The following is a 21,000-nucleotide window of genomic DNA, read 5'->3' as shown; positions in this document are numbered from 1 at the left end:
TACGGAGAGTTTGCAATGCCAAGACGTCGCGTAATCGGCCAGCGTAAAATCCTGCCGGATCCCAAGTTCGGATCCGAACTGCTGGCAAAGTTTGTAAACGTAGTAATGGTAGACGGCAAGAAGTCTACCTCTGAAAAGATTGTTTACGGTGCCCTGGACATCGTTGCTGCCAAAACCAGCAAAGATCACCTGGCGCTGTTTGAAGAAGCCCTGGACAACGTTCGTCCTACTGTTGAAGTTAAATCCCGCCGGGTAGGTGGCTCCACCTATCAGGTGCCTGTTGAAGTACGCCCCGTACGTCGCAACGCCCTGGCCATGCGCTGGCTGGTGGACGCTGCGCGCAAGCGTGGCGAAAAATCCATGGCCCAGCGTCTGGCTGGCGAGCTGATGGATGCCTCTGAAAACAAAGGCTCCGCGGTCAAGAAACGTGAAGACGTTCACCGCATGGCCGAAGCCAACAAGGCCTTCGCTCACTACCGCTGGTAATGAGAGCGGGCGCGGCCTCGGTCGCGCCCCTTGTGGCTCACTAAGGACATTCGACCTTGGCAAGAGGATCTTATTGTGGCTCGTACAACTCCGATTGAACGCTACCGTAATATCGGTATCAGCGCTCACATTGACGCCGGCAAGACCACCACTACCGAGCGCATTCTGTTCTATACCGGTGTAAACCATAAGATCGGCGAAACCCATGAGGGCGCCGCGACCATGGACTGGATGGAGCAGGAGCAGGAACGTGGTATCACCATTACGTCCGCAGCAACGACCTGTTTCTGGGACGGCATGGATCACCAGTTCCCTCAGCACCGCATCAACATCATCGACACGCCCGGACACGTGGACTTCACCATTGAAGTGGAACGTTCCATGCGGGTGCTCGACGGTGCTGTCATGGTGTATTGCGCCGTGGGTGGTGTGCAGCCCCAGTCCGAGACGGTATGGCGTCAGGCCAACAAGTACCACGTTCCCCGTATTGCCTTCGTCAACAAGATGGACCGTACCGGTGCCAACTTTCTGCGCGTGGTCGAGCAAATCAAGACCCGTCTGAAAGGAACGCCGGTGCCGGTGCAGCTGCCGATTGGCGCCGAAGAGCACTTCACGGGCGTGGTCGACCTGGTCAAGATGAAGGCCATCGACTGGAGCGACGAAGACAACGGTACCAGCTTTGAATACCACGATATTCCTGCAGACATGCAGGCACTGGCCGAAGAGTGGCACCAGAATCTGGTGGAAGCCGCCGCCGAAGCCAATGAAGAGCTGATGGAAAAGTACCTGGAAGAGGGCGAGCTGAGCGAGGAGGACATCAAGTCCGGCCTGCGCAGCCGCGTGCTCAGCAATGAGGTCATCCTGGTTACCTGTGGATCCGCGTTCAAGAACAAGGGTGTACAGGCCATGCTCGACGTGGTGGTGGAATACCTGCCGTCGCCGGTGGAAGTACCTGCCATCGCCGGTGTGAAGGAAGACGGCGAAACGCCCGATACCCGTCCCGCCGACGACGCCGCGCCCTTTGCGGCGCTGGCGTTCAAGATCGCCACCGATCCCTTTGTGGGCAACCTGACCTTCTTCCGCGTGTACTCCGGCGTCGTCAACACCGGCGATACCGTGGTGAACTCGGTCAAGGGCAAACGTGAACGCATTGGCCGCATCGTGCAGATGCACGCCAACAAGCGTGACGAGATCAAGTCCGTGTGCGCCGGAGACATCGCCGCCGCCATCGGCCTGAAGGACGTGACCACCGGTGACACCCTGTGTGCGCCGGACGCACCGATCATTCTGGAACGGATGGAATTCCCCGAGCCGGTGATCTCCGTGGCGGTCGAGCCGAGAACCAAGGCCGACCAGGAGAAAATGGGCCTGGCCCTGGGTCGTCTGGCCCAGGAAGATCCCTCGTTCCGGGTCTGGACCGACGAAGAGTCCGGCCAGACCATTATCGCCGGCATGGGCGAACTGCACCTGGACATCATCGTGGATCGCATGAGACGCGAGTTCAAGGTGGAGGCCAACGTGGGCAAGCCCCAGGTGGCCTTCCGCGAAACCATTCGTGGTTCCGTGGAGCAGGAAGGCAAGTTCGTGCGCCAGTCCGGTGGTCGTGGTCAGTTTGGTCACGTCTGGATCAGAATCGAGCCCCAGGAAGAGGGCGCCGGCTACACCTTCGTGAACGCCGTTGTGGGTGGTGTGATTCCCAAGGAATACATTCCCGCCGTAGACAAGGGCATTCAGGAGCAGATGAAGCAGGGCGTACTGGCAGGCTACCCGATTGAAGACATCAAGGTAACCCTGTACGACGGCTCGTTCCACGATGTTGACTCTTCCGAAATGGCCTTTAAGATCGCCGGCTCCATGGCGTTCAAGGCGGGTTTCATGAAGTGTAACCCGGCTCTGCTCGAGCCCATGATGAAGGTGGAAGTGGAAACCCCCGAAGATTACATGGGGGATGTGATCGGCGATGTAAACCGTCGTCGCGGCATCATCGAAGGCATGGAAGACGGCCCCAGCGGCAAGATTGTGAACGCCCTGGTTCCGCTGTCCGAAATGTTCGGTTACGCTACCGACCTGCGTTCGCAGACCCAGGGTCGTGCTTCCTACTCCATGGAGTTTGCCAAGTACGCCGAAGTGCCCGCGAACATGGCCGAGGCAGTGATTGCTGCCCGCCGAGGTTAATTAATCTTTGTTAAATCTTCCCGTCCGTCCTGTCGGACGGGAGCAAATCAGGAAGGACTAGTCCGTGTCTAAAGAAAAATTTGAACGTACGAAACCGCACGTTAACGTTGGTACCATCGGCCACGTTGACCACGGTAAAACCACTCTGACCGCTGCCATCACCAACGTGCTGGCCAAGCAGTTCGGCGGTTCCGCTCGCGCCTTCGACCAGATCGACAACGCTCCGGAAGAAAAGGCCCGTGGTATCACCATCGCTGCTTCTCACGTTGAGTACGACACCGAAGCCCGTCACTACGCTCACGTTGACTGCCCCGGTCACGCTGACTACGTGAAAAACATGATCACCGGTGCTGCCCAGATGGACGGCGCGATCCTGGTGGTTGCTGCCACCGACGGCCCCATGCCGCAAACCCGTGAGCACATCCTGCTGGCCCGCCAGGTAGGTGTACCTTACATCGTTGTCTTCATGAACAAGTGTGACATGGTTGACGATGAAGAGCTGCTCGAGCTGGTAGAAATGGAAGTACGTGAGCTGCTGTCCGAGTACGACTTCCCGGGCGACGACATTCCGGTTATCCAGGGCTCCGCCCTGAAAGGCCTGGAAGGCGATCCCGAGTGGGAACCGAAGATCCTGGAACTGGCTGCTGCCCTGGATTCCTACATTCCGGATCCCGAGCGTGCCATCGACGGTGCCTTCCTGCTGCCGATCGAAGACGTATTCTCCATCCAGGGCCGTGGTACCGTTGTGACCGGTCGTGTAGAGCGTGGTATCGTTCGCGTGGGTGAAGAAGTGGAAATCGTGGGTATCAAAGACACCACCAAGACCACCTGTACCGGCGTTGAAATGTTCCGCAAGCTGCTGGACGAAGGCCGTGCCGGTGAGAACGTGGGCGTGCTGCTGCGTGGCACCAAGCGTGAAGACGTTGAGCGTGGTCAGGTTCTGGCCAAGCCGGGCTCCATCACCCCGCATACCGACTTCGAATCCGAAGTGTACGTACTGTCCAAAGACGAAGGCGGCCGTCACACTCCGTTCTTCAAAGGCTACCGTCCTCAGTTCTACTTCCGTACCACTGACGTGACCGGTACCATCGAACTGCCGGAAGGCGTTGAGATGGTAATGCCTGGCGACAACATCAAGATGGTTGTAAGCCTGATCGCTCCCATCGCGATGGAAGACGGTCTGCGTTTCGCCATCCGTGAAGGTGGCCGTACCGTAGGCGCCGGCGTTGTAGCCAAGATCCTCAAGTAATTGAGGATTGGCGCCACAAGCGCTGCAAGAAAGGAGGCTTCGGCCTCCTTTTTTTGTTTTTGCACTTGTCTCCATGCCTTTATGTTAGTAATTTCTAATTTAAAGGCATGGCTGCAGTGCTATGGTTCGCTGCAGGCAGGATGAAACAAGAGGACAAGCACATGGACATCAGGCAGGTAACAGCGGACTTTGCGGTGGCGGATCAGGTCACCGCCGGCGATCTGGCCCGGTTAAAGGCACTGGGATACAAAACCCTGATCTGCAACCGCCCCGACGGCGAAACCGCCGGCCAGCCGGCGGCGCAGGCGCTCGCCGCCGAGGCCAGCGCCCAGGGTCTTGCCTGGGAGTGGATACCCATCGCCTCGGGCCATTTCAGCGAACAGGCCATTGCCGACTTTGACGCTGCCCTCGGTCACCATGAGGCACCGGTGCTGGCCTTCTGCCGCACCGGCACCCGCTCCATTACCCTGTGGGCCCTGTCCCGGGCTGGGCAGCAGCCGGCGGAGGACTTGCTGCGTCAGGCTGCCGCCGCCGGCTATGATCTGTCGGCCCAGGCCGAGCGGCTGGCCGCTCTTCACCTGGCCGCCGGCAGCAAAGGCTGAGCATGCGCCTGCCCATACTGGAGTGGGGGCGGGGTTACGACAGGGCCACCCTGGCGCAGGACGGCAGTGCCGCACTGATTGTCACCCTGATGCTGATCCCCCAGTCGCTGGCCTATGCCATGCTGGCCGGCCTGCCGCCCGAGGCGGGGCTGTACGCCAGCATACTGCCGCTGGTGATCTACGGCCTGTTCGGATCCAGCCGTACCCTGTCGGTGGGACCGGTGGCGGTGCTGTCGCTGATGACGGCGTCCACCCTTGGCCAGCTTTCCCTGCAAGGGGTGCATTACCTCGATGGCGCCCTGGCGATGGCGCTGCTGAGCGGCGGCTGGTTGTTGTTGTTCGGGCTGTTGCGGCTGGGCTTTGTGGCGCACTTTATCAGCCATTCGGTGATGTCGGGGTTTATCAGCGCCTCGGCGGTGCTGATCACCCTGAGCCAGCTGCGCCACCTGCTGGGGGTGCCGCTGGAAGGCGCGCTCTGGCAACTGCCGGGGGCCCTGCTGGCACAATGGCGGGCGATGCCGGTGGCCACCCTGGCGGTGTCTGCCATCAGTCTGGGCGTGCTGTTCTGGGCCCGCGGCGGGCTGGGGGCATTATTGCGGCGCTTGGTGAGTGCAAGCCGCGCCTCGGCCCTGGTGCGGCTGATGCCGGCGGCGGTGGTGGTGGTGGCCATTCTGCTGTCTTATGGTCTGCAACTGGAGGCGGCGGGGGTGGCCGTGGTGCAGGCCATTCCCGCCGGGTTGCCGGCCTTTAGCTGGCCTGAATGGAGCGCCTTGCCCTGGCGCGAGCTGATGTTGCCGTCTCTGCTGCTGGCCCTGGTGGGCTTTGTGGAATCGGTGTCCATCGGCCAGACCCTGGCCGCCCGGCGGCGCCAGCGTCTTTCTCCCAACCAGGAGCTGATCGGCCTGGGGCTGGCCAACCTGTCGGCGGGGCTGTCCAGCGGCATGCCGGTGACCGGCGGCTTTGCCCGCTCGGTGGTCAACTTTGACGCCGGTGCTAAAACCCCGGCGGCGGGCATGTACGCCGCCCTCGGCATCACCCTGGCCGGGCTCTGGTTTGCGCCCTGGCTGAGCGGGCTGCCCCAGGCGGTGCTAGCGGCGACCATAGTGGTGTCGGTACTGGGCTTGTTTGACTGGCGCCAGTTCGGCCATACCTGGCGCTATTCCCGGGCCGATTTCAGCGCCCTGTGTGTGACCTTTGCGGTTACCCTGCTGGGGGGCGTGGAGCCGGGGCTGGTCAGCGGTATTTTGGTGTCCTTGCTGCTGCATCTGTACCACAGCCACCGGCCGCACTGGGCCGAAGTGGGGCGCATTGCCGGCACCGAGCATTTTCGTAACCGGCTGCGCCATGAGGTGGAGCTGCGGCCCTCGCTGTTGTGCCTGCGGGTGGATGAAAGCCTATATTTTGCCAATGCCGGCCAGCTGGAAGACATCATCGCCACCCTGGTCAGTCTGCGGCCGGGCCTGCGCCATCTGGTGCTGCAATGCAGCGCGGTGAACCGTATCGATGCCTCGGCGCTGGACAGTCTGCTGATGATTAACGAACGGCTGGCACTGGCCGGCATTCGTTTTCACCTGGCGGAGGTCAAGGGGCCGGTGATGGACCGACTGGAGCGCAGCGAGCTGCTGCCGCGACTCAGCGGTGAGGTTTATCTCACCCTTTTCCAGGCCTGGAAAGCGCTGAGTGAGTCTGGCCCTGTCGAGGCGCCGCCAGCCATTTTCGACGGTGTGAACTGACGGCGTTTTTTTCAACAAAATTAACTTGCACTGATAACCGCTATCATTTAGATTTGCCCTGTACGCGGAGGACATTATTCATGTATGTGTGTTTGTGCAAGGGCATTACCGAACGCCAGTTGAAAGAGGCCATTGCCGAAGGCAATACCGAGTTTATGGATCTCAAGCGAGAGCTGGGGGTCGGCTCCCAGTGCGGTAAATGCATTCCCGTGGCCCTCGCCATTCTGGCCGAGGAAACCGCCAAAAACGCCCTCTATTACGAAGTGGCCTGACCGCACCGTTTTCTGCGACAAAAGCTCCCTTGTGGAGCTTTTGTCGTTTTGGGCGTGTAAAAAAGGGTATCTTCTGCCCTTTTGCGCACCGGCGCTTTAGCTGCGGCCCAGCTGTTTGTAGGCGTAGCGGGGGCGGGTATTCAGGATCTGGTTTTTCTGCTCCTCGGTCATGCTGGCCGGGTTCAGGCCCAGCACGCGAAAAGTCAGCAGGGGGCGGGCTTCCAGCGTGATCATCAGAGGCTTGATGGTCTGCAGGCTGTGTTCGCCGGGCTCGCCATAGGCATAAGTGAGAATGCCCTGATCCAGCAAATTTTTGACGCAGGGCTCGGTGACCGGCAATTTTATGACGCTGCGGCGCTGGATCACGAACTCCCGCAATACCGCCTTTTCACTGGCATCCAGGTACTCCAGCAATTCCTTCAGCAGCTTTTGCCGGGTCAGCCGCTGTTTACGATAAAACACGTGCTGAAACAGCAGGATGGCGGCAATGGAGAGAAAGTAGGTCGCCGACAGCACCATGGCCAGCACGAACAGCAGCCGGTATTCCCCCAGCCAGGCCCCAAACTGGCCGGCAAACAGCCGCTCGGGCAACAGGGTGATCATCAGGCAGCTCAGCATCAACCAGCACATAAACCAGTTCAGCGTTGAGACCTGTCGCAGCTCCGGCATTGTTCGTTTCTCCGATGGGTAGCAGTCGTCCGGGTTCAGCAATATTCATGCCATTGGCATGGCGGGGCCGGGAGGAGCCGGCCGCTGAGGACGGCATGTTAAAAATGCACTCAGGGTAGGACGAAAGGTGACAGAAAATTTGTCTTTATATTAAACGTATACAAATATCTGTTAACTTTGTCTCGGTTTTGTGTTTTATTAGTCTCCAGTTGGTAATACTTTAGTATGGCTAGACAGGGAGTCATGAGTAAATGAATACGGTTTCACTCGAACAGGCACTGGCAATCACTCAGGGCGCGCTACAACGGGGCAAGGAGATGTCGGCGGCGCCGCTGACCGTGGCGGTGCTCGACAGCGCCGGCGTGCTGGTGTCACTGCAACGTCAGGACACCGCCAGCCTGATGCGCCCCGATATCGCCATTGCCAAGGCCTGGGGCTCCATTGCGCTGGGCCGCAGCTCCCGTGGTCTGGCGGAAATGGCCGCGGCTCGCCCGGGCTTTATGCAGTCGCTCACCACCCTGGGGGGAGGCAAAATCCTGCCTGCCCCGGGTGGAGTGCTGATCCGTGATGAGAACAATCTGATTATTGGTGCCGTTGGCATCACCGGCGATTTGTCCGATGTGGACGAAGCCTGTGCCGTGGCCGGTATCGAGCAGGTGGGCCTGAAGGCCGACTGCAGCTGACCGAAGCCGGCGGCACCCAAGGTGTTGTTTTGGTCGAGGGGTAACCTTGGTTACTCTTTTTTTCACGCTCACCCATGGTGGGCGTTTTTTTTATGTATTTTTACCGGATTCCGGTATGGTTGGCAAAAACAAAGCCACCCCTTTGTGGCCGGAGCCCAATAAACAAGCATGTCACGGATAAGAGCCAGAAACGAAGAAAAGATCATCCGCGCCGCCAGCCGGGTGTTTGCCGAACACGGTTACGCCGCTACCAAGACCGCCGAGATTGCCACCCTGGCGCAGTTGCCCAAGCCCAATATCTACTACTACTTCGGCAGCAAGGAAAACCTCTACCGGGCGGTGCTGGAAAGCGTCACCGAGCCGCTGCTGGCCGCCTCGGCCCCCTTTGAGGAATATTCGGATCCGGTGATGGCACTGACCGCCTACATTCGTGCCAAGCTGCTGATCTCCCGGGATTACCCCTATGCTTCCAAGGTGTTTGCCAGCGAAATCATGCACGGTGCGCCGCACCTGCCGGAAGACATCATCGCCCGCCTGAGCGAGCAGACGCGCAGCTTGAGCGACAAGCTGAGCCACTGGATGGGGCAGGGACTGATTGCCCGCCTTGAGCCCCGGCACCTGCTGTTTGCGATCTGGGCCTCCACCCAGACCTATGCCGACTTCAACTGGCAGATCACCATGGCCCTGGGCAAGGAAGAGCTCGACGACAGCGACTATGACCAGGCCGCCGAGGTGATCACTCGGCTGGTGATCGAAGGCTGCCGGGTCAAATCGGTGGCCGAAACCTGAGTCGTTCAGCCGGGCTGATTCTTGGCCTGGTTACCCAGCTCCCGGTCCGGCATGGCGAACCCCAGCAGCAGGCAGATCAGGCCGTAGGCCGACAGCGAGGCGTACACCGGGGTCGCCCAGTCGGTTAGTTGCTGCTGGTACTGCCAGCCCAGCCAGATCACTCCCAGGGTGCCGCCCAGGGAGCGGCAGAAGTTCATCAGCGCCAGGCCGGCCCCCAGCTGGTTTGAAGGCAGGGCGTTCTGCACCGCAATGGAGCAGGCCACGATCAAAAAACCGATGCCGATGCCGCCGGCAATCAGCCCGCCATGCAGCCAGACGCCGTTCAGCCGCTGGCTGAACAACCCCCACAACACCACGCACCCCAGCCCCAGCAGCAGCCCGCCACTCCAGGGAAAGGGCCGGCAGTAGCCCGCGTGGGAAATACGTTTGCCGCTGACAAAGGTACCGACGGTCACGCTCAGAATAAACCACAACAACACGCGGCTGGTGTCATCCGGGCTCAGCCCCTGCTGCTGCTCCAGCGCCAGCGGCAGGTATACCAGCAGCCCCAGGCGCACGCCTTCGGACAGCGCCAGCAACAGCACCGCAATGGCCATCAGCCGGCCACCGAGCAGGCGCAGCGGCAGCACCGGATGAGGGTGGCGCCATTGCTGGATCAGCAACACCAGACTGAGCAGGGCAGCGCCGGCCAGCAGCGCCGGCTGAAACGGGGCCAGCGCCGGCAGCAGCTCGGCGGTGTTGGTGGACAGGCCCCAGCCGGTACCGGCCAGCAACAGCAACCCGATACCCCAGTGATCCGGCGTGCTGTGGGCGCCCTTGTGGCCCAGCCCCTTCAACGCCCAGTAACTGACCGCCATGGCCAGCAGTCCCAGGGGCAGCTTGAACAGGAACAGCCAGCGCCAGTCGAAGCGAGCCACCATAAAGGCACCCAGCAGCGGCCCCGCTACGCTGGAGACCGCAAACAGGGTGGAGATCAGCCCCTGGTAGCGGCCTACCTGGCGGGGCGGGATCACATCGGCAATCACCGCAAAAGACAGCGCGATCAGGCCGCCGCCGCCGAGGCCGGTCAGCAGCCGGGTGGCCAGCAGCAGCGGCAGGCTGTCGGTCAGGGCGCTTGCCAGGGAACCCAGGGTAAAGAAGCCCAGGGCCGCGGCCAGGCAGGGCGTGCGGCCAAAGCGATCGCTCAGCCGGCCGTACACCGGCATGGTCAGGGTCATGGCGAACAGATAGCTGCTCACCAGCAGCGGCGCCAGGGCGGGCGAGTCAAAAATCTGCCCCAGCCGGGAAATGGCGGGCATCAGCAGGGTGATCTCCAGTGCCCCCAGCATGATGGCCAGCGCCACCCCGGCAAACACTCGGTGCGCCTGCCGGCTTTGCCGGTCCTGAATGGTTTCGGACATGATAAAAATGCTCCCACTACACTTTAATAAAAAGGCCGGCCGGCTTGCAGAGTGCCTGAAAACCGTTTTTGCAGCAGGCAGTTAACTATGAACTCGGCGGCAGCCGCAACCCGGGTGTAAAATTTTTGTTGACCGCAGGGTCAGATTTTAATTTAATTAGATGTGAAGATATTAACAACTCATTTGTTCGGCCAGGCGCTGTAACCCCTGAAGGAGGCAAGCCGTGATCACCTTTTTGTTAAATCAGGAGCTGCGACAGGAGCAAGACCTGTCCCCCAACATGACGGTGCTCAATTACCTGCGCACCCGCGTCGGCAAGACCGGCACCAAGGAAGGCTGCGGCTCGGGAGACTGCGGCGCCTGTACCGTGGTGCTGGGCGAGCGCGACGGCGACCGCATTCGCTACCGTTCGGTCAACTCCTGCCTGACCTTTGTGTCGGCACTGCATGGCAAGCAGCTGATCACCGTGGAAGATCTCAAGTCCAGAGACGGCGGTCTGCATCCGGTGCAGCAGGCCATGGTGGATTTCCACGGCTCCCAGTGCGGTTTCTGTACCCCGGGCTTCATCATGTCGATGTTTGCCCTGAGCAAGAACAAGCCGGCGGCTGACAAGCACGACATTCTGGAAGCCCTGGCCGGCAACCTGTGCCGCTGCACCGGCTACCGCCCCATTGTGGATGCCGCCAAGGCCATTGCCGAGCAGCCGCAACTGGCCGACGAGTTTTCCCGTTACGAGCAGCAACTGGTGGCGCGGCTGGCGAACATCGAGACCGACACCCTGGTGACCCTGAGCGGTGACGACAAGGTGTGTTTCTCACCCACCACCAGCGACGAGCTGGCCACTCTGTTGGAGCAGCACCCGGACGCCCGGCTGCTGGCCGGCGGCACCGATCTGGCGCTGGAAGTCACCCAGTTCCATCGCGAGCTGCCCACCATGATTTATGTGGGCAACGTTGCCGACATGAAAACCCTGGAAGAAACCGACGAGGCGATCATCATCGGCGCGGCCCGCAGCCTAAGCGACAGCTATGAGGCCCTGAGCACGGTCTACCCGGATTTCGGCGAGCTGCTGCACCGCTTTGCGTCCCTGCAGATCCGCAACCAGGGCACTCTTGGGGGTAACGTCGGTAATGCCTCGCCCATCGGCGATGCGCCGCCGGTGCTGATTGCCCTCAATGCCCGCCTGGTGCTGCGCAAGGGCGACCGGGTACGCGAGCTGCCGGTGGATGAGTACTTCCTCAGCTACAAGGTGACCGCTCAGGAACAGGGCGAATTTATCGAGCGCATTATCGTGCCCAAGCCCTCGGCTAATCAGCACTTCAGGGTGTACAAGCTGTCCAAACGACTGGACGACGATATTTCCGCGGTGTGCGGCGCCTTCAACCTGATCATTGAAAATGGCATTGTCACCGACGCCCGCATCGGCTTTGGCGGCATGGCGGCCACACCGAAACGGGCCACCGGCTGCGAGCAGGCGCTGCTGGGGCAGCCCTGGAACATGGCCACGGTCAAGGCCGGCATGAAGGCCCTTGAAGCCGACTTTGAACCGCTGTCGGACTTCCGTGCCAGCAAGGAATACCGCACCAGAACCGCGGCCAACCTGCTGTACAAGTGCTTTATCGAGCAACAGGATCTGAAACTGGAAACCAGGGTGACGTCTTATGTCTAACAAACCTCAGAACACGCTCACCATCGACGAAATGATGGCGAAAATGAAACAGGAACTGCAAACCGGAGTGGGCAAGAGCGTGCCCCACGACAGCGCCGCCCGGCAGGTCTCCGGCGAAGCCCAGTACATCGACGACCGGCTGGAGTTTCCCAACCAGTTGCATGTTTATGCCCGATTGTCCGACAAGGCCCATGCCCGCATCACCAAGCTGGATGTGAGCCCCTGTTACGACTTTCCCGGGGTGGCTATTGCCATCACCGCCGAGGACGTGCCCGGCGAGCTGGACATCGGCCCGGTGCTGGCGGGGGATCCCCTGCTGGCAGACGGCAAGGTGGAATACTACGGCCAGCCGGTGCTGGCGGTGGCCGCCAGCGACATGGACACCGCCCGCAAGGCGGCCATGGCCGCCATCGTTGAATACGAAGAGCTGCCGGCGGTGCTGTCGGTGGAAGAGGCGCTGGAAAAAGAGCTGTTTGTGACCGAAAGCCACAAGCAGCAGCGGGGCGACTCCGCCGCCGGCCTGAAAAAGTCAAAGCATGTGATTGAAGGCAGCCTGCATATCGGCGGCCAGGAGCACTTCTATCTGGAAACCCAGGTCAGCTCTGTGGTGCCCACCGAAGACGGCGGCATGCTGGTGTTCACCTCAAGCCAGAACCCCACCGAAGTACAGAAGCTGGTGGCCAGCGTCTTGGGCGTGCCGATGAACAAGGTAGTCATCGACATGCGGCGCATGGGCGGCGGTTTTGGCGGCAAGGAAACCCAGGCCGCCGGCCCCGCCTGCATGGCCGCAGTGGTGGCCCGCCTGACCGGCCGTCCGGCCAAGATGCGGCTGCCGCGAATGGAAGACATGATGATGACCGGCAAGCGTCATCCCTTCTATAACCAGTACAAGATCGGTTTCGACGACAATGGCCGTATTCAGGCCGCAGAAATCATCGTGGCCGGCAACTGCGGTTATTCGCCGGACTTGTCTTCGTCCATCGTCGACCGGGCCATGTTCCACTCGGACAATGCCTATTACCTGGGCGACGCCACCGTCATCGGCCACCGCTGCAAGACCCACACCGCCTCCAACACCGCTTACCGCGGCTTTGGCGGCCCTCAAGGGATGATGACCATCGAGCATGTGATCGATGAGATCGCCTCGCATCTGGGTAAGGATCCCCTCGAGATCCGCAAGATTAACTTCTATGGCAAGGCCGAGCGCAACGTCACCCACTACCATCAGCCGGTGGAGCACAACATCATTCACGAGCTGGTTAACGATCTGGAGCTGTCGTCGGAATACGCCAAACGCCGGGAAGAGATTCGGGCCTTCAACGCCAAAAGTCCGATTCTGAAAAAAGGGATTGCCATCACCCCGGTGAAGTTCGGTATCTCCTTTACCGCCACCTTCCTCAACCAGGCCGGGGCGCTGATCCACGTCTATACCGATGGCAGCATTCACCTCAACCATGGCGGCACCGAAATGGGCCAGGGGCTGAACATCAAGGTGGCCCAGGTGGTGGCGGAAGAATTCCAGGTGGACATCGATCGTATTCAGATCACCGCCACCAACACCGACAAGGTGCCCAACACCTCGCCCACGGCAGCCTCAAGCGGTACCGATCTGAACGGCAAGGCGGCCCAGAATGCGGCTCGCACCATCAAGCAGCGGTTGATCGACTGGGCAGCGGGCCATTTCCAGGTCAGCCCGGAAGAGGTGGTGTTCAAGAACAACTTCGTGCAGATCCGCCACACCCTGATGTCGTTCCCGGAGTTCGTGCAGCTGGCCTACTTCAACCAGGTGTCGCTCTCCAGCACCGGCTTCTACAAGACGCCGAAGATCTACTACGACCACGCCACCGGCTCGGGCCGTCCGTTCTACTACTTTGCCTACGGCGCCGCCTGTGCCGAGGTGGTGGTGGATACCCTGACCGGCGAATACAAGCTGCTGCGCACCGACATTCTGCACGATGTGGGCGACTCCCTGAACCCGGCCATCGACATCGGCCAGGTGGAAGGGGCCTTTTTGCAGGGCGCCGGCTGGCTCACCACCGAGGAGCTGGTGTGGAACGACAAGGGCCGGCTGATGACCTCGGGGCCGGCCAGCTACAAGATTCCGGCGGTGGCCGACATGCCGGTAGATTTCAGGGTGAAGCTGGTGGAAAACCGCAAGAACCCGGAAGACACGGTATTCCACTCCAAGGCCGTGGGCGAGCCGCCCTTCATGCTGGGCATGGCGGTATGGTGTGCGCTGAAAGACGCCGTGGCCAGCGTGTCTGGTTACCTGCGCTACCCGCACATCGACGCGCCGGCGACCCCCGAGCGGGTGTTGTGGGCGGTGGAGCAGATGCGTGAATTGCGGGAGCAACAGCAGCAAGCCGTTGCCAGCGAAGCGGTGACCGCCAAATAATCGGCGAACAGGGGCGGCACGCCGCCCCGGGAGCAACACATGTTCAAGGATAACTGGATCCAAATTCTGGCGGAGCTGGAGCAGCGGGGAGAGCCCTGTGTCATGGTGACCGTGGTGGAGCACAAGGGCTCCACCCCGCGGGACAGCGGCACCAAAATGCTGGTGACCGAGCACGGCTGCCATGCCACCATTGGCGGCGGCCACCTGGAATACAAGGCGCTGGAGCTGGCGCGGGCCATGCTGGCCAGTGGCGAGCAGCAGTTGCGCATCGAGCGTTTTAACCTGGGGGCCAACCTGGGTCAGTGCTGTGGCGGCATGGCCACCATCATGCTGGAGCCGGTGGTTCGGCCGCGTCATCATCTGGTGCTGTTTGGTGCCGGTCACGTGGCCAAGGCCCTGGTGCAGGTGCTGGCGACGCTGCCGTTTCGCATCACCTGGGTGGACTCCCGGCCCGAGGAGTTTCCCGCTACCCTGCCCGAGGGCGTTACCGCCCTGGTCAGTGAGGAGCCGGTGGACGAGGTGGATGATCAACCCCCGGGCAGTTACTACCTGGTGATGACCCACAACCACCAGCTCGATCTTGAACTGTGCGCCCGTATTCTCAAACGGGGCGATGCCCGCTATTTCGGCGTGATTGGTTCGCGTACCAAGCGCAAGCGCTTTGACTACCGGCTGAGGGAGCGGGGCTTTGACGAGGCCGCCCTGGCGTCCATGATCTGCCCCATCGGCCTGCCCGAGGTGGCCGGCAAGCATCCGGCGGAGATCGCGGTATCGGTGGCCGGCCAGCTGATTGCCGCCTACCAGGGCGAAGCCGCCCTCGGGGCGGACACGGCGGCTTCCGCCATCCAGGCCGAGCACGCCTGATTTTATTGATTTCAAGGAGACGCGCAGAGATGACGCAACCCGTAGCCTATCGCGCCGCCATACTTTACAGCCTGGGGGATCCGGCCAAAGTCGGCCTCGAACAGTCCTTTGCCTGGCATGAAGACGGTGTACTGGTGGTGGCCGATGGCCATGTTCAGGATGTGGGTCCGGCCCCCGAGGTGCTGGACAGGCTGCCCGCCGGCACGCAAGTGATCACGCTGGAAAACCGGCTGATCATGCCGGGCTTTATCGACACCCATGTTCACTTTCCCCAGACCGAGATGATCGCTTCCTACGGCGACCAGTTGCTCGACTGGCTGAACAACTACACCTTTCCGGAAGAGCGCAAGTTCGCCGAGCCGGCCCATGCGGCCCGGGTGGCCAGGCTGTTTCTGGATGAACTGCTGCGCAACGGCACCACCACCGCCATGGTGTTCGGTACCGTGCACAAGCAGGCGGTGGACGCCTTTTTTACCGAGTCGGCCCGGCGCAATACCCGCATGATTGCCGGCAAGGTGATGATGGACCGGAACGCGCCCGAGTTTCTGCTGGATACCCCCGAGTCGTCCTACGCAGACAGCCGGGAGCTGATCGAGCGCTGGCACAACAACGGCCGTCAGTTGTACGCGGTGACCCCGCGTTTCGCGCCCACCAGCACCGCCGAGCAACTGGCGGTGGCTGGCCGCCTGATGAGCGAGTATGACGATCTGTACATGCAGACTCATTTGTCGGAAAACCAGCAGGAAATCGAGTGGGTCAAGGCGCTGTTCCCCGAGCAGAAGGGTTACCTGGACGTATATGACCACTTTGGCCTGCTTGGCGAGCGCTCGGTGTTCGCTCATGCGGTGCACCTGGAGCAGGAAGAAAGCGAGCGCATGGGGGTGACCGATTCGGTGATCTCCCATTGCCCTACCTCCAACCTGTTTCTGGGATCCGGCCTGTTCGACCTGCCGTCGGCCGAGCAGCACCAAATCCGGGTGGGCCTGGGTACCGACGTCGGCGCCGGCACCAGCTTCTCCATGCTGCAGACCATCAATGAGGCCTACAAAATCCAGCAGCTGCGGCAGCACAAGCTGCACCCGCTCAAGGCCTTTTATCTGGCCACCCTGGGCGGCGCCGAAGCGCTGTGCCTGGATGACAAACTGGGCAACCTGTTGCCCGGTAAGGAGGCCGACTTTGTGGTGCTGGACCTGCATGCGACGCCATTGATGAAGGCGAGAATACAAAACGCACACAGTTTGTACGAAAAACTCTTCGTGCTGATGATGCTGGGAGACGACAGAGCCATTGCCGAAACCTATGTGTATGGCGAGTGCCGGCACCGGCGTGACGCGGCATAACAGCGGCAAGGGTCGTTCGCGCAGCCAAAACGCCCGAATAGGGCGTTTTTTGTGTTCAGTCACAGACTTGGACATTGTGGCTGTCACATCGGCAAAAAGCGCGTTAGATTGTATACGTGATTTGTAACAATTTTTTAACTGGCAATGGCAAACATGGCGGTGACTCGGTCGCCGCCGCCAGGGCCGCAACTGGAAATCAAAACATGAGTTCACTCAGTCAACTGGAGCCAAGACCTGTCAAGTCGAGCTCAAACACCCAGGACGATATCGTCTACGAACACATTTTCGACGCCATTCTGGAGCAACGGCTGGCGCCGGGCACCAAGCTCAGTGAGGAAGCCCTGGGCGAGATCTTCGGCGTCAGCCGCACCATTATTCGCCGCGCCCTGCTGCGCCTGTCTCACGAGCAGGTGGTGATCATTCGTCCCAACCGGGGCGCCGTGGTGGCCGCGCCCAGCGTGGAAGAAGCCCGGCAGATCTTTGCCGCCCGCCGGGTGGTGGAGCTGGCGGTCACCGAGCTGGCGGTCAAGCACGCCACCCCCGAAAGCCTGGCCCGCATGCGCGCCATGGTGAAGGAAGAGCAGGACGCCTTTGCCCGGGGCGATCGGGGCAGTGGCATTCGGCTGTCGGGTGAGTTTCACCTGGAGCTTGCCCACATGGCCAACAACACGCCCTTGCTGAATTTCCAGCGCAGCGTGGTGTCCCAGACCTCTCTTATCATCGCCCAGTACGAAGTCGGCCATCAGGCCCATTGCTCCTTTAACGAGCACGAGATCCTGCTCAACGCCATCGAAAGTGGCGACAAAGACGTGGCACTGCAGAAGATGACCGAGCACCTGGACCATATTGAGGCCAAGCTCAACTTGGACGGCGACACCGCCTCCACCGATCTGCACGTGGTGTTTTCCGGCGTCACCAAAAAGCGCCCCGGCCGCGCTCGCTGAGTTCCTGACGTACTTCTTTTGACGTAGTGTTTTTCGGGGCGGGTCTCTCCGCCCCGGCGTTGCCGTGCCCGTTGTTTCCCTTCCTTCCTGTTTCAGCCTGGCGGCATGTTGTGGTGGTGGTCCAAGCCAATCCATGCAACTGGCGCTACCGTGCCTTGCCCCTTTCCCCCTAATGTTATGAGCATGTAAACGGCCCGGTGCGCCGGGCCAGGGTTCATTGCCACTGGGTGGCCAAGGGAGAATGGATATGTCCGCTGAAAACCAGAAAACCATCGCGCTGCTGGAGCAGCTGTTTGCCGCCTTTAACCGTCACGATGTGGAAGGCGTGATGGCCTGCATGACCGACGATGTGGTGTTTGAGGGCGCCGCCGGCCCCGAGGCCCACGGCAACCGCTTTGAGGGCGCCGATGCCGTGGCCGCCGCCTTTATCAATGTGTGGACCACCATGCCGGACGTGCAGTGGAACAACACCAGCCACTTTGCCGCCGGCGATCGGGGCGTGTCCCAGTGGACCTTCTGCGCCACCACCCCGGACGGCCGCCGCATTGAAGCCGACGGGGTGGATCTGTTCACCCTCAAGGGCGGCAAGCTAGCGCTCAAGCAGGCCTTCCGCAAGGACCGTCCGCTGCTGGACCCCAAGTAATTCACGGCAGTTCCACTCTGTTAACGGGAATCACAAATATGGATATGGTCAACAACACTCGGGCGGGCTTCCGCCAGACGGCTCAGGCCGACACCGTGCTGGATCGTTACGATCCCGGCTATGATCCCCTGGTGGCGGCCACGCCCGGCCGGGGGCAGCAGTACGCGCCCACCTACTGGGTTGATACTGCCGGCGCGCCGCCGGAGGATGATGGCCCCGTAACCGGTGACATGGATGTCGACGTGGTGATCATCGGCAGCGGCTTCACCGGCCTGTCCGCCGCCCTGCATCTGGCCAGGGATCACGGCATCAGGGCGACCGTGCTGGAAGCCAACCAGGTCAGCTGGGGCTGCACCAGCCGCAACGGCGGTCAGGCCCAGAACGCCTCGGGCCGGCTGACCCGCTCCCAGTGGGTCAAGCGCTGGGGTCTGAGTACCGCCCGCAAAATGCATGAAGAAGTGCAGGAAGGCTTTGACACCTTCAAGGGCCTGATCCGGGACGGCAACATCGATTGTGATCCCCAGACCGGCGGTCATCTCTACATTGCCCACCGCGACAAGGCCATGCGCAAGCTGGAGGCCGAGTCCAGGGTGCTGCGCGAGCAGTTTGGCTATGAAACCCAACTGCTCGACAAGACCACCCTGAGCCGCGACTACGTCAACGAGGCCGAGGCGGTGGGCGCCATGCACGAGCCGGAAGGCATCGGCGTGCATCCGCTCAAGCTGGCCCACGGTTACCACCGCATGGCCCGGGAGCTGGGGGCCACCATACATCCGTCCAGTCCGGTGCTGGGCTGGGAAACCATCAACGGCGTGCACCACATCAAGACCCCGGGCGGCACGGTGCGGGCCCGGGCGGTGGGGGTGGCCACCGGCGGCTATACCTCCCAGGGGCTGCACACCAGCCTGAACAGCAAGATCATGCCGATACTGTCGAATTCACTGGTCACCCGGCCGCTGACCGAGCAGGAAATCGCGGCGTGCAACTTCAAGACCAATGAGGTGATCACCGACACCCGGACCCTGCGTTATTACTACCGCAAGCTGCCCGACAACCGGGTGCAGATCGGCAGCCGCAGCTCCATCACCGGGGCCGATGCCAGCAACCCCCGGCACCTGCAACTGTTGATCGACGGCCTGCACCGCAAGTTTCCGCCGCTCAAGGGCATTCAGATCGACTATTCCTGGTGGGGCTGGGTGGATGTGAGCCACGACATGATGCCGCGCATCTACCAGCCCGACGACAGGGAGCAGATCTTCTATGCCCTGGGTTACGGCGGCAACGGGGTCATGTTCTCGGCCCATGCCGGCCGGCGCATGGCCCAGCGCATTGCCGGCATTCGGGAAGGGTTTGAGCTGCCCATCTACAACTCGCCGCTGCCGGGCCACCTGTTCGCGCCCTTCCGTCGTCTGGGCCAGCGCATGCTCTATCACTGGTACCATTTGCGTGATGAAGTGCTGTAAAGTGCATTAAATTGTTAACAATGCTTTTACTTTTTCGCCCTCTGAGTTAAAACAATCAGCACAGAGGGCGGACTGCGTGTTCCCGCCAGACGAATCCAACTCGCTGACAGGAAAGTCTTTTCATGTTCCAGTTGTTCCATCTTTCCACCGAAAAAAACACCAGCCTGCAGCAACAGCTGCGGGAGCAGATTGCCGCCGCCATTATTAACGGCAACATTCCCGTCGACACCCCGCTGCCGTCCAGCCGCAAGCTGGCCAAGCAGCTCAGCATTGCCCGTAACACCGTGGTGCTGGCCTACGAGCACCTGCTGGATGACGGTTATCTCATCGCCCGGGAGCGCAGCGGCTATTTCGTCAATCCGGAGATCCTGTCCCGCCAGCCCGAACTGCCCGCAGAAACCGCGCCAGCCAGCGAGGGCACGCCACCGGACTGGGGCCGCAAGCTCAAGATCCATCCCAGTGGCCAGCAGAATATCAGCAAGCCCAGAGACTGGCAGAAATACCCTTATTCCTTTATTTACGGCCAGTTCGACCCCACCCTGTTTCCCAGCAACAACTGGCGCGAGTGCTGCCGCGATGCGGTGAGCATTCCCGCCATTCGCGACTGGGCGTCCGACAGCTTTGACAACGACGATCCCCTCTTGATCGAGCAGATCCGCACCCGGCTGCTGCCCCGGCGTGGCGTCTGGGCCTCGGCGGATCAGATCCTGGTGACGGTGGGGGCCCAGCAGGCGCTGTATCTGTTGGCGCGGTTGCTGCTGGATAAAGACAGCACCATCGGCATTGAGGATCCGGGTTACGTCGATATTCGCAATATCGCCACCATGAACCCGGCCAAGGTGCGTCCGCTGCCGGTGGACGAGCAGGGCCTGGTCATCGACGACCAGCTGGCCGGCTGTGACCTGGTGTACACCACCCCCAGCCACCAGTGTCCGACCACGGTGACCATGCCCCTGGAGCGGCGCTATGCGTTGCTGGAGCAGGCCAGCAAGCAGGACTTTCTGATCATCGAAGACGACTACGAGAGTGAAACCAACTTCAAGGCCAATCCCACCCCAGCGCTGAAGAGCCTCGATAACAACGACCGGGTGCTGTACGTGGGCAGCCTGTCCAAGACCCTGGCGCCCGGGCTTCGGTTGGGTTATCTGGTGGGGCCGGCGGAGCTGATACGCGAGGCCCGGGCCCTGCGCCGGCTGATGCTGCGCCACCCGGCGGCCAACAACCAGCGTTCGGTGGCGCTGTTTCTGGAGCGGGGTTATCACGACGCCCTGATCATGAACCTGGCCAAGGCCTACGAGGCGCGCTGGCGGGAAATGGGCGCGGCGCTGGATGAATTTATGCCCTGCTCCAGCCGCCAGCCGGGCTTTGGTGGCTCCTGCTACTGGGTGCGCGGACCGGAAGGGCTCGACAGCCGCATTCTGCGCAAGGAGGCGGCGGACAGGGGCATATTGATCGAGCCCGGCGATATTCACTTTTTTGGTGATGAGGTGCCGCTCAACTACTTCCGGCTGGGTTATTCCTCCATTCCCGCGGAGCGCATTCGTCCGGGCATCGAGGCGCTGGTGGCGCTGATCAAGGACATGACCTGAACAAAAAAAGCCCCGCGTGAGCGGGGCTAAAAGGT

At 61.3% G+C, this 21,000-nt stretch carries 18 protein-coding genes; 16 read left to right on the top strand and 2 right to left on the bottom strand.

Annotation, left to right across the window (positions count from 1 at the left end; all coding sequences use genetic code 11):
• Positions 1-15 precede the first annotated feature (15 nt).
• From rpsG to GU3_RS16385, 6 genes are all read left to right on the top strand, one after another.
• Positions 16-486 carry a 30S ribosomal protein S7 gene (gene rpsG, locus GU3_RS16410; RefSeq protein WP_014293655.1) on the top strand — a complete coding sequence of 157 codons (471 nt, stop codon included), beginning with the start codon at positions 16-18 and terminating at the stop codon, positions 484-486.
• Between the two features lie 75 nt (positions 487-561).
• Complete coding sequence (gene fusA, locus GU3_RS16405) at positions 562-2,661, top strand: elongation factor G (RefSeq protein ID WP_014293654.1); 2,100 nt, start codon at positions 562-564, stop codon at positions 2,659-2,661.
• 64 nt (positions 2,662-2,725) lie between these two features.
• Complete coding sequence (gene tuf / locus GU3_RS16400) at positions 2,726-3,910, top strand: elongation factor Tu (RefSeq protein WP_014293653.1); 1,185 nt, start codon at positions 2,726-2,728, stop codon at positions 3,908-3,910.
• Positions 3,911-4,071: 161 nt separating this feature from the next.
• Positions 4,072-4,512, top strand: a complete 441-nt coding sequence (locus GU3_RS16395; protein WP_041543889.1) for a TIGR01244 family sulfur transferase — start codon at positions 4,072-4,074, stop codon at positions 4,510-4,512.
• A 2-nt stretch (positions 4,513-4,514) separates the two neighbouring features.
• Complete coding sequence (locus GU3_RS16390; RefSeq protein WP_014293651.1) at positions 4,515-6,245, top strand: SulP family inorganic anion transporter; 1,731 nt, start codon at positions 4,515-4,517, stop codon at positions 6,243-6,245.
• Positions 6,246-6,325: 80 nt separating this feature from the next.
• Positions 6,326-6,517 carry a bacterioferritin-associated ferredoxin gene (locus tag GU3_RS16385; RefSeq protein ID WP_014293650.1) on the top strand — a complete coding sequence of 64 codons (192 nt, stop codon included), beginning with the start codon at positions 6,326-6,328 and terminating at the stop codon, positions 6,515-6,517.
• Positions 6,518-6,613: 96 nt separating this feature from the next.
• Here the strand turns inward: GU3_RS16385 and GU3_RS16380 are convergent, their stop codons facing one another.
• Positions 6,614-7,186, bottom strand: a complete 573-nt coding sequence (locus tag GU3_RS16380) for a superinfection exclusion B family protein (RefSeq protein ID WP_014293649.1) — start codon at positions 7,184-7,186, stop codon at positions 6,614-6,616.
• A gap of 251 nt (positions 7,187-7,437) precedes the next feature.
• Between GU3_RS16380 and GU3_RS16375 the strand changes: the two genes are divergently transcribed.
• Positions 7,438-7,869 carry a heme-binding protein gene (locus GU3_RS16375; RefSeq protein ID WP_014293648.1) on the top strand — a complete coding sequence of 144 codons (432 nt, stop codon included), beginning with the start codon at positions 7,438-7,440 and terminating at the stop codon, positions 7,867-7,869.
• Between the two features lie 168 nt (positions 7,870-8,037).
• A complete protein-coding gene (locus GU3_RS16370; RefSeq protein ID WP_014293647.1) occupies positions 8,038-8,658 on the top strand; it encodes a TetR/AcrR family transcriptional regulator in 621 nt (206 codons plus the stop codon).
• A gap of 5 nt (positions 8,659-8,663) precedes the next feature.
• Here the strand turns inward: GU3_RS16370 and GU3_RS16365 are convergent, their stop codons facing one another.
• Positions 8,664-10,058, bottom strand: a complete 1,395-nt coding sequence (locus GU3_RS16365) for an MFS transporter (RefSeq protein WP_014293646.1) — start codon at positions 10,056-10,058, stop codon at positions 8,664-8,666.
• A gap of 223 nt (positions 10,059-10,281) precedes the next feature.
• On the opposite strand from GU3_RS16365, the gene xdhA reads away from it, so the two are divergent.
• From xdhA to GU3_RS16325, 8 genes are all read left to right on the top strand, one after another.
• A complete protein-coding gene (gene xdhA, locus GU3_RS16360; RefSeq protein WP_014293645.1) occupies positions 10,282-11,727 on the top strand; it encodes a xanthine dehydrogenase small subunit in 1,446 nt (481 codons plus the stop codon).
• The gene (gene xdhB, locus GU3_RS16355) at positions 11,720-14,122 is read left to right on the top strand and encodes a xanthine dehydrogenase molybdopterin binding subunit (protein WP_014293644.1); all 2,403 of its coding nucleotides are present in this window, start codon (positions 11,720-11,722) and stop codon (positions 14,120-14,122) included. The genes xdhA and xdhB overlap by 8 nt, the downstream gene beginning before the upstream one ends.
• Before the next feature lie 39 nt (positions 14,123-14,161).
• Complete coding sequence (gene xdhC, locus GU3_RS16350) at positions 14,162-14,986, top strand: xanthine dehydrogenase accessory protein XdhC (protein ID WP_014293643.1); 825 nt, start codon at positions 14,162-14,164, stop codon at positions 14,984-14,986.
• A gap of 29 nt (positions 14,987-15,015) precedes the next feature.
• On the top strand, positions 15,016-16,326 hold the full coding sequence (gene guaD, locus GU3_RS16345) for a guanine deaminase (RefSeq protein WP_014293642.1): 1,311 nt from the start codon (positions 15,016-15,018) through the stop codon (positions 16,324-16,326).
• A gap of 203 nt (positions 16,327-16,529) precedes the next feature.
• Positions 16,530-17,270, top strand: coding sequence for a GntR family transcriptional regulator (locus GU3_RS16340; protein ID WP_014293641.1), 741 nt, complete (start codon positions 16,530-16,532; stop codon positions 17,268-17,270).
• A 247-nt stretch (positions 17,271-17,517) separates the two neighbouring features.
• The gene (locus GU3_RS16335; protein ID WP_014293640.1) at positions 17,518-17,913 is read left to right on the top strand and encodes a nuclear transport factor 2 family protein; all 396 of its coding nucleotides are present in this window, start codon (positions 17,518-17,520) and stop codon (positions 17,911-17,913) included.
• A 38-nt stretch (positions 17,914-17,951) separates the two neighbouring features.
• A complete protein-coding gene (locus GU3_RS16330; RefSeq protein WP_014293639.1) occupies positions 17,952-19,376 on the top strand; it encodes an FAD-binding oxidoreductase in 1,425 nt (474 codons plus the stop codon).
• Positions 19,377-19,498: 122 nt separating this feature from the next.
• Positions 19,499-20,965 carry a PLP-dependent aminotransferase family protein gene (locus tag GU3_RS16325; RefSeq protein WP_014293638.1) on the top strand — a complete coding sequence of 489 codons (1,467 nt, stop codon included), beginning with the start codon at positions 19,499-19,501 and terminating at the stop codon, positions 20,963-20,965.
• Positions 20,966-21,000 lie beyond the last annotated feature (35 nt).

Source organism: Oceanimonas sp. GK1 (assembly GCF_000243075.1).
Lineage (GTDB): Bacteria > Pseudomonadota > Gammaproteobacteria > Enterobacterales > Aeromonadaceae > Oceanimonas.
Note: the sequence above shows the minus strand (reverse complement) of the source record. Positions and strands in the feature narration are given on the sequence as shown.